Source organism: Streptomyces sp. NPDC030183, from assembly GCF_055573455.1.
This window is the reverse complement of sequence record NZ_JBVIBK010000049.1, coordinates 20,012-29,070: the sequence shown is the minus strand read 5'-3', so window position 1 is coordinate 29,070 and position 9,059 is coordinate 20,012. Positions and strand designations below refer to the sequence as shown.

Sequence of the window (9,059 nt, the reverse complement as noted above, 5' to 3'; positions counted from 1 at the left end):
GGTGGACAGGTCGTTGCCGAACGAGGCGGTCTCGGAGGTGAAACGGTCACCGGTGAGCTGCATACCGTCACCCGAATCACCCGCGAACCGGATGACCACCCGGTCCAGACGGTGCACCTCCTTGGCGCGGATCACGGCCGGCATCGGCTCGGCCTCTTCGATGTCCACGGTGTCTACCGTCACGCGACTCGTCTCCTCTGGCTTTCCGCTGTCCGGCGCCGCTGCGTGGGCCGGATTCCGTCGGCGTCTCCCCGGCGTCCCGGACGTCGGTGACGTGCCGACGGGACCTGGCTGGCCGGGACGTTAGGCAGCCCGCCTTGCGCCGGGCCAAAGCGCCCCACGGGACCTGAGGGCCGTATCCGTCCGCCCGTGGCCGGTTCAGCGCAGGTTCAGTGGTTCTCCAGAGCGGCTCGCGACCCTTTCCCACGTCCGCTGGACAGCCGGACGCGGCGCCTCCCCCAGCGGGGCATCAGGTGCGCCACCCCACGACCCGGCCCGCGCGACCACGCATCGGTCCAGCCCACTTGCCGTTACCTCGCCACCCTTTTCCCCTTTCCCAGGAGCACACCATGGACGTGTCATCCCCGGCCTCCCGCCGCACGCTGCTCAGACTCGCCACCGCCGCCTCCCTGGGCGGGGCGCTCGCCGCCACCCCGCTGCCGGCGTTCGCGAAATCCGCCCGCTGCCCGCTGCCGCGCACCCTCAGCGTCACCGCCCCCGGCCTGTACCCGGAGGGCGTCGCCTGGGACCCCACGAGGAAGGCGTTCCTCGTGGGGTCCAGCGCGCAGGGCACCATCTCGGTGGTCCGGGCCGACGGCTCCGTGACCCCGCTGGTGGCCCCGTTCGCCCGTGCGTCGGTCCTCGGCGTCGAGGTGGACGCGCCCCGCCGCCGCGTCCTGGCCGCCTACACCGACTACTACCTGCGGCTGCTGGGCATGGTCGACCCCTCGCTGCCCCCGGTGTCCGGGGTCGGTTTCTTCGACCTGGCCACCGGAGCCGTGCAGCATCTGGTCGACACCTCCGCCGGGGAATCCCACCCGCGCACCAACGACCTGGCCGTCGACTCGTGCGGTGCCGTCTTCGTCACCGACAGTGGGGCCGACACGGTGACCGCGGTGAGCCGCGACGGCAAGGTCCTGCGGGTCATCCGCGACGACCGCTTCCTCACCGACCACACGGGCCCGAACGGGATCGTCCACCACCCCGCCGGATTCCTTCTCGTCGGCAAGTACGACGGCGGACAGCTGTTCCGCGTCGACCGCCCCCTGTCGGCGCGACCGGTCGTCAGCCCGGTTCGGCTGGACCGTGCGCCGACCTCCATCGACGGCATGGCGCTGCGACCCGACGGCTCGCTGGTCGTCGTCGCCAACGACCTGTCGCTGTCCAGCGGACAGCCCGGCCGGGACGCGGTCGTGGTGCTGCGCTCCACCGACAACTGGCGTACCGCGCGCACGACGCAGGACCAGACCTGGCCGATCGAGGACCCCTCGACCGTCGCCGTGACCCCGTACGGCGACTACGTCGTCAGCGGAGGGCTTCGCGAGGTCCTGGCCGGCGTCCCCTCCACCACGCCCGGCCAGTTCCACCTGCGCCGCCGCTGACGACACCGGTCGGCGTCCCCGGGCGCACGGCCCGGCCCGCACCTCACCCACCCCGACCTCCGGGAGCCCCCATGTCCCCCGCCACCACACCTGCCCCGCCCCCCGAAACCGCCCCGCCCCGGGGCACGTTCACCGCGCTCGCCCGGCTGGCCGTCCGCCGGTCCCGGCTGCTGCTCGTCCTCACCGTGGTCCTGCTGGCCGGTGCCGTCGTCCTCGGCAGCGGCGTCGCCGACCGGCTCCGCAGCGGGGGCAGCGGAGGCGTCGAGGACCCCTCCTCCGAGTCCTCGTACGCCGCGGACGTCCTGGAACGGGAGTTCCCCGGCGCCCGCCCCAACCTCGTCCTGCTGGCCCGGGCCGACGGCGGGGTCGACGACGCCGAGGCGGCGCGCCAGGGACGGGAACTCGCCGCCCGGCTCGCCGACGAGAAGGGCGTCACCGGCGTCACCTCCTACTGGGACACCGGCTCCGAGGCACTGCGTTCCAAGGACGGCCGCGAGGCCCTCGTGGTGGCCCGCCTCACCGGCGACGACCTGGTGGCCGACCGTACTCTGGAGAGCCGCATAGCCGGGCACTTCGACGGGCGGCAAGGGGATCTCACCGTCCGGATCGGCGGGAGCGTCGCCGTCCAGCACGAGCAGCAGACCTTCATCCGTGAGGACCTCCTGCTCGCCGAGGCCATCGCCCTGCCGATCACGCTGCTCATCCTCATCGTGGTGTTCGGCAGCGCGGTCGCCGCGCTGCTCCCGGTCGGCATCGGGGTGATCGCGATCCTCGGTACCAACGCGGTCCTGCGGGTCCTCACCTCCTTCACCGACGTCTCCGTCTTCGCCACCAACCTCACCACCGCCCTCGGCCTGGGCCTCGCCATCGACTACGCGCTGCTCATCGTGCGCCGCTACCGCGAGGAGCTGGCGAACGGCCGGGACGTGCCCGGTGCGCTCGCCGTCACCCTCAACACCGCCGGGCGGACCGTGCTGTTCTCGGCGGCGACGGTCGCCGTCTCGCTCGCCGCGATGCTGGTCTTCCCGATGTACTTCCTGAGGTCCCTCGCCTACGCGGGGATCAGCGTGGTGGTGCTCGCGGCGGCCGCGGCCCTCGTGGTGCTGCCGGCACTGCTGGCGGTACTGGGCCGGCGGATCGACTCCCTGGACATGCGCAAGCTCGTCCGGCGCCGTTCCGCCGCACGACGGCGGCCCGCCGAGGACGGTGCCGGGTGGGCCCGGCTGGCCCGGTGGGTCATGCGCCGCGCGCCCCTCGTGGCCACCGGCACCCTCGCCGTCCTGCTGCTGCTCGGCCTGCCCTTCCTGAACGCGGACTTCGGCACCGCCGACTACCGTCAGCTGCCCAGGTCCGCGGAGTCCCGGGTCGTGCAGGAAGACATCAGGGACCGGTTCGCGGGCAGCCCCACCGGAGTGGTCGAGGTGGTCACCCGGCGCGCGCCCACCGCTGAACTGGACCGCTACGCCGAGCAGTTGTCCCGGCTGCCCGGGGTGCTGCGGGTGGACGCGGCCACCGGCCGCTACACCGACGGCCGGGCGTCCGGGCCGGAGCAGCCCGGCCGCACCGCGGGCGACGTCTCCTACCTGACGGTGGTGCCCGGTGTGGAGGCCGTCTCCGACGAGGGCAAGGAACTCGTGCGGGACGTACGGGCGGTGGACGCGGGCTTCCCGACGTACACCTCCGGGACGACCGCGGCGATGGTCGACAGCCAGGCCGCCATCGGGCGCGGTCTGCCGTGGGCCGTCGGCATCATCGTGCTCGCCACGCTGGTCCTGGTGTTCCTGCTCACCGGCAGTGTGCTGGTGCCGGTCCAGGCGGTGCTGCTCAACGCGCTGAGCCTGACCGCGATGCTCGGGGCCATCGTGTGGGTCTTCCAGGACGGGCACCTGTCCGGGGTGCTGGGCTTCACACCGACCGGCAGCATCGAGACGTCGCTGCCGGTGCTGATGTTCTGCCTGGCCTTCGGACTCTCCATGGACTACGGGGTGTTCCTGCTTGCCCGGATCAAGGAGGAGCAGGAGCGCGTACACGACCACAGGGCGGCGGTGGTGGAGGGGATCCGCGGCACCGGCGGCGTCATCACGGCGGCCGCACTCGTCCTGTCGGTCGTCATGGTGGCCATCGGCACCTCCCGGATCACCAACACGAAGATGCTCGGCCTGGGCGTCGCCCTCGCCATCCTCATGGACGCCATGGTGATCCGCTCGCTCCTCGTGCCCGCGATGCTCTCGCTGACCGGCCGGGCGACCTGGTGGGCACCCGGGCCGCTACGCCGACTGCACGCGCGGTTCGGCATCCGTGAGGGCGGCCCGGCCCCGGCGGCACCGGCACCGGCCGCGTCGGAGACGCCGCCCGCGTCGGACACGTCGCCCGCGTCGGACTCGTCGCAGACGCCGGACGCCGCCGTCCCGTCACCCGCGGCGGACACGCCGGCGCCGGTGACGCAGGAGCGGGAACGGGCCGGCGCGGCAGCCGGGAAACAGTCCGGCTGAGGCGCGTCGGCCACACGGCCGCGCGGCCGCGCGATGACGTGAATACGCGGGAAACAAGGTGCGGGAGGACCTCGACGGGTCCTCCCGCACCTCTTTGGCGGGGCGCAAGCGATCGTCGTTAGCGTCCGGGCAACGCGTCGGGCGGACGCCGCGGCAACGCGCCGCGAGGCCCTCCGCCTCGACCGAGGGCCGCCGGCACCGGCCGGGCCCTCCCGAACGGCCCGACGCGCCGAACGCCCCGAACGGCCGGGCTCGCCGAACGGCCCGGCGCCCCGAACGGCTGGGCTCGCCGAAGGACATGACGCCCGGACTGGCCGTCGACCAGCCGGCCGTCGACCAGCCGGCCGTCGACCAGCCGGCCGTCGACCAGCCGGCCGACGACCAGCCGGCCGACGACCAGCCGACCGACGACCGGACGGCCGACAGGCCCCGTTCACCCGCCCCACCCGCCCTACCCGCCCCACCGCCCCAGCCCGGTTCACCCGCGCCGGCTCCTACCCCTCGGATCCCCGCCCAGCGGATCGCCCAGATCAACCAGATCAACCAGATCGAGCAGATCGAGCAGATCGAGCAGATCGACCAGATCACCGAGATCACCGAGATCACTGAGATCGCCCAGGTCAACCAGAGCAACCAGATCGCCCAGGTCAACCAGAGCAAGGGGGAACAGCCCGATGACATCCACACCTCAGCACGGGCCGCAGGCCCGGCCCGTACGCCGCGTCGCGGTGGGCGAGGAGCGCGCCATGGCGGTCGACACGGTCGTCGTCGACTACGGAGGAGTGCTCACGAACCCGCTCGTGGAGACCTTCGCCGCCTTCGCCGAACTCGCCGGTATCGACGCGGGTGACCTGGCCCAGGCGTTCCTGGCGGCGACGGAGCGCCACGGGGAGACCCCGATGGCCGCCCTGGAGACCGGCACGATCACCGAGCGGCAGATGGTGGACCGGATTCTCGCCGAACTCCCCGAAGGGGCGGGCCGGATCCTCGCGGACGGGCAGAGCTTCGGTGAGCTGTGGTTCCGGGGCCGGCGCCCCAATGAGCCCTTCCTGGCCTTCCTGCGCGCCCTGCGCCGCGACGGCTACCGGCTCGCACTGCTGACCAACAACGTCCGCGAGTGGGAACCGCTGTGGCGGGCCCAGCTGCCCGTCGACGAACTCTTCGACGTCGTGGTGGACTCGCACCGGGAGGGCGTACGCAAGCCGGACCCGGCCCTCTACCGGATCCTGTTCGAACGGCTCGGTACCCCGCCAGGGCGGTGCCTCTTCGTCGACGACACCGAGGAGAACTGCCGGGCCGCCGTCGAACTCGGCATGCGCGCCGTGCGGTTCGCCGACACCGACAGCGCCGTCCGCGAGATCTCGGCCCTGCTCCACCGCCCGGTGGCCGTGACCGCCGGAGCCACGGGAGGTGCCCGATGACGACCGAGCCGATCCTGGTGGTCGGAGCCGGGCCCACCGGTCTCACCGCCGCCTGCGTGCTCCTGGACCACGGTGTGCCCTGCCGTGTCGTCGACCGGCGGCCGGGCCCCGGTACGGCCCCGAAGGGGCTGACCCTGTGGAGCGGCGCGCTGGAGTGCCTGGACCGCCTCGGTGTCGCCGAGAAGATCGCCGGGGCGGCCCTGCCCCTGACCGGGGCGTCGTACTGGTCGAAGGGCAGGCGCATCGCCCATGTGCGGTTCGGCGGACTGAAGGGCACGGCGTTCCCCGGCCCTCTCTGCGTGCCGCAGCCCGTCACCGAACAGGCCCTGCACGCCCGGCTGACGGAGCTCGGCGGATCCGTCGAGTGGGGGACCGAGGCCACGGCGGTGACCGTCAACCGCGGCGGCTCCGCGGATTCGGCGACCGTGACCCTGAGCTCGGCGGGCGGCAGGGAGGAGACCGTGACGGTGCCGTGGCTGGTCGCCGCCGACGGGACCCGCAGCCTGGTGCGTGAAAGCGTCGGTATCCCCTTCGAGGGCCGCACCTTCGCCCGTACGTTCCTGATGGGAGACGGCCACCTGGAAGGCGCCGCGCCCGAGGCGGAGGCGCAGTACCACATCACTCCCGACGGGCTCCTGCTGATCGTCCCCCAGGCGGACGCCCACCGTGTCTTCCTCGACATCGAGCCCGACGGGCGGACCGGCCCCCCGTCGCAGGAGCTCCTCCAGCGGTTCCTCGACGAGCGGGGCCCCGGGGGGCTGCGTATGCGGGGCACCTGGTGGACCAGCAGATTCCAGGTGCAGGCCAGGCTGGCCGCCCGTTTCCGCGAGGGCCCCGTGCTGCTGGCCGGGGACGCCGCCCACGCCCATTCCCCCGCCGGCGGACAGGGCCTCAACACCGGTGTCCAGGACGGCTACGACGTGGGCTGGAAGCTGGCCACCGTGGTGCGCGGCGGCGACCCGGCCCTGCTCGACAGCTACGAGGCCGAACGCCGCCCCGCGTCCGTGCGGGCGGTCGCGAACGGCGACCAGCAGACCCGGATGTGGCTGCTGCGCCGTCCGGCGGCCCGGTTCCTGCGGGACACCGTCATGCGGACGCTGTCCGCCACCGGACTGCTGGAGCGCAAGGCGATCCCGCTGCTCGCCCAGCTCGACCTTGACCACTCAGGGAGCCCGGCGGTGACCGCGGCCGACTCCGTGGCCGGCGCGCCGCGCACGCTGAGGCCCGGCCGGCGGTCCCCCGACGCGTCGCTGATCCCGGTGCGGGGCACGGCGGCGACGTCGCTGCACGACCACCTGGCGGCCGGACGGCACACGCTGCTGGTGTACGGCGCCGGGGCGGCCGGGGAGACGGCCGCGCGGGCCGCCGAGGCGGTGCGGGAGCGGGGCGCCGGCGACACCGCCGAGGTGCTGTGGATCCAGCCCCAGGGCGCCTCTGACGGACAAGTCCCGGATGTCGAGGGCGTGTTGGCCGTCGCCCGGGAGCAGGGGCAGACGCTCGGCACGGCCGGGTCCCCGTGGATCGCGTATGTGCGGCCGGACGGGGTCGTCGCGGCACGCTCCGCCCCGGCCGGCCTGGACGCGCTCCTCGCCCGGCTGCCGTCCCGCGCGCCCCTCACGGCCCCGGCACCGTCCCTGAGGCCCTGACCGGGCCCGGCAAACCGATCGCGACACCGAGTACTTCCCTGGAAGGACCGACCATGAGCATGTCCACGTCCGCCACCGCGGCCGCCCCCGCGTCCGCCACCGCGGCCGCCCCCAAGTCCGCCACGTCCGCCACCGCGGCCGCCAAGGTGGAGCTGAGCTACGACGCGACCGTTCCCCGCACCCTGGTCCACCGGGCCTCGATTGCCGAGGTCTTCGTCACCGACTCGGCCGAGACGGGGGAGGACGCCTTCGCCGTCGCCGCCCAGCTGCCGCGCGGCCATCTGATCGGGGAGGCGTCCCCCTCGTACGACTTCACGCTGCTGGTGGAGGTGGTGCGGCAGGCCGGGGTGCTGATCGCCCACCGCCATTTGGGGGTGGAGCTGGGCTCGGCGTTCATCTTCCGCGACCTCAGACTCCGGGTCACGGCGTTCGAACCGCTGCGCATCGGCCGGCGCCCGGCCGATCTGCGTGTCGACGTCGACGTGCGGACCCGGCGCAACCGGGCGGGCCGGGTCCAGGGGTTCAACTTCACCGGGGACGTCGAGGTCGACGGACGGCCCGCGATGCACGGGGAGGGCGGGCTGCTGATCCTGCCCAGGACCGCCTACCAGGCCATGCGCAGCAGGCGGCAGCTGCCGGACCACCCCGGTTTCCTGCTGCCGCGCTTCACGGCGGCCGAGCCGGGCGCCGTGGGGCGCCGCGACGCGCGGAACGTGTTCGTCACCGAGCCCGTAGCGGACGCCGAACAGGGCCGTTTCTCGTGCCAGTTGGTGGTGGACACCAGCCACCCGCATGTGTTCGACCACCCGCTGGACCATGTGCCGGGCCATCTGCAGATGGAGGCCGCGCGTCAGCTGGCGGTGGCCTCCGTGGCCCGGCTGCACGGACTCGACCCGTGCAGCCTGTCGGTCGCCTCCATAGAAACCGACTTCACGGACTACGCCGAACTGGACCGGATCACCAGTCTTCGGGCGACGGTCGGCGGGTTCCGCTCCGACGAGGAACTGGGCACCTTCACCATCCCGGTGGAGGTGGAGGCCGTGCAGGAAAGCACCGTCACGACCGCCATGCGGATCGAGGTGGCGCAGTGGCCCCACGAATAAGGTGAAGTCTAAAGGAAATCGCTCTCTGATCTTTTACGGCCACCCTCTGTCAAGTAGTGTCCTCGTCAAACGGGCCGGCGTGACCTTCTCGGTCCCACGGGGGGAGCACCTTGATACGCATCCTGCTCGCCGAGGACATGCACATGGTGCGGGGAGCGCTGGTGGCCCTGCTGGCCCTGGAGGGGGACCTCACGGTCGTGGCCGAGGTCGAGCGGGGGGACCGGATCCTCTCCACGGCCCTGGAGCACCAGCCGGATGTCGCCATCATCGATGTCGACCTGCCCGGCCTCGACGGCCTGAGCGCCGCGGCGCAACTCGCCCAACAGCTGCCCTCCTGCCGCACGTTGATCCTGACCAGCCTCGGCAGGCCGGGCACGCTCCGCAAGGCGCTGGCGGCCCAGGTGGGCGGTTTCCTCCTCAAGGACGCACCGCCGGACCGGCTGGCCGACGCGGTCCGGGACGTCGCGGCGGGGAAGCGGGTGATCGACCCCCAGCTGGCCCTGGCGGCCCTGGACAACGGTGAGAACCCGCTGACCCCCCGGGAGACGGAGGTGCTGCGGCTGGCCGCGGACGGGGCGGAGGCCGCGGACATCGCGCGCCTGCTGTTCCTGTCCGTGGGTACCGTGCGCAACTACCTGACGACGGTCGTCACCAAGCTCAACGCGCGCAACCGCGTCGACGCTATCCGGCTCGCCAGGGAGAACGGCTGGCTGTGAGAGACCGCGGACCGGACGGGTCACGACACACCCGCCCGGCCCGCGGCCCCCGGCCGCTCCTGGGCCTCCGCCCGTTCCCC

The 9,059-nt window shown here is 73.2% G+C and carries 8 protein-coding genes; 6 read left to right on the top strand and 2 right to left on the bottom strand.

The genetic code is table 11. The features are described from left to right. Nucleotides 1-183, bottom strand: a 183-nt coding sequence (locus ACZ4Z2_RS36045) for a hypothetical protein (protein ID WP_468081884.1), incomplete at its 3' end; no start/stop codon positions are given. 386 nt (nucleotides 184-569) lie between these two features. Here ACZ4Z2_RS36045 and ACZ4Z2_RS36040 point away from each other — a divergent pair. Continuing rightward, nucleotides 570-1,601, top strand: a complete 1,032-nt coding sequence (locus tag ACZ4Z2_RS36040; protein ID WP_468081883.1) for an SMP-30/gluconolactonase/LRE family protein — start codon at nucleotides 570-572, stop codon at nucleotides 1,599-1,601. A gap of 71 nt (nucleotides 1,602-1,672) precedes the next feature. After that, nucleotides 1,673-4,093 (top strand): MMPL family transporter, encoded by a 2,421-nt coding sequence (locus tag ACZ4Z2_RS36035; RefSeq protein WP_468081881.1) that lies wholly within the window; start codon nucleotides 1,673-1,675, stop codon nucleotides 4,091-4,093. Nucleotides 4,094-4,571: 478 nt separating this feature from the next. Here ACZ4Z2_RS36035 and ACZ4Z2_RS36030 read toward each other — a convergent pair whose 3' ends face one another. Continuing rightward, nucleotides 4,572-4,778, bottom strand: a complete 207-nt coding sequence (locus ACZ4Z2_RS36030; RefSeq protein WP_468081880.1) for a hypothetical protein — start codon at nucleotides 4,776-4,778, stop codon at nucleotides 4,572-4,574. Here ACZ4Z2_RS36030 and ACZ4Z2_RS36025 point away from each other — a divergent pair. The 4 genes from ACZ4Z2_RS36025 (at nucleotide 4,768) to ACZ4Z2_RS36010 (ending at nucleotide 8,979) form a co-directional block, all read left to right on the top strand. Then, the gene (locus tag ACZ4Z2_RS36025) at nucleotides 4,768-5,514 is read left to right on the top strand and encodes an HAD family hydrolase (protein WP_468081879.1); all 747 of its coding nucleotides are present in this window, start codon (nucleotides 4,768-4,770) and stop codon (nucleotides 5,512-5,514) included. The genes ACZ4Z2_RS36030 and ACZ4Z2_RS36025 overlap by 11 nt on opposite strands. Continuing rightward, complete coding sequence (locus ACZ4Z2_RS36020) at nucleotides 5,511-7,160, top strand: FAD-dependent monooxygenase (RefSeq protein ID WP_468081878.1); 1,650 nt, start codon at nucleotides 5,511-5,513, stop codon at nucleotides 7,158-7,160. The genes ACZ4Z2_RS36025 and ACZ4Z2_RS36020 overlap by 4 nt, the downstream gene beginning before the upstream one ends. A 53-nt stretch (nucleotides 7,161-7,213) precedes the next feature. Beyond that, nucleotides 7,214-8,263 (top strand): ScbA/BarX family gamma-butyrolactone biosynthesis protein, encoded by a 1,050-nt coding sequence (locus tag ACZ4Z2_RS36015; RefSeq protein WP_468081877.1) that lies wholly within the window; start codon nucleotides 7,214-7,216, stop codon nucleotides 8,261-8,263. Nucleotides 8,264-8,373: 110 nt separating this feature from the next. After that, a complete protein-coding gene (locus ACZ4Z2_RS36010) occupies nucleotides 8,374-8,979 on the top strand; it encodes a response regulator transcription factor (protein ID WP_468081875.1) in 606 nt (201 codons plus the stop codon). The last annotated feature ends 80 nt before the right edge of the window (nucleotides 8,980-9,059 follow it).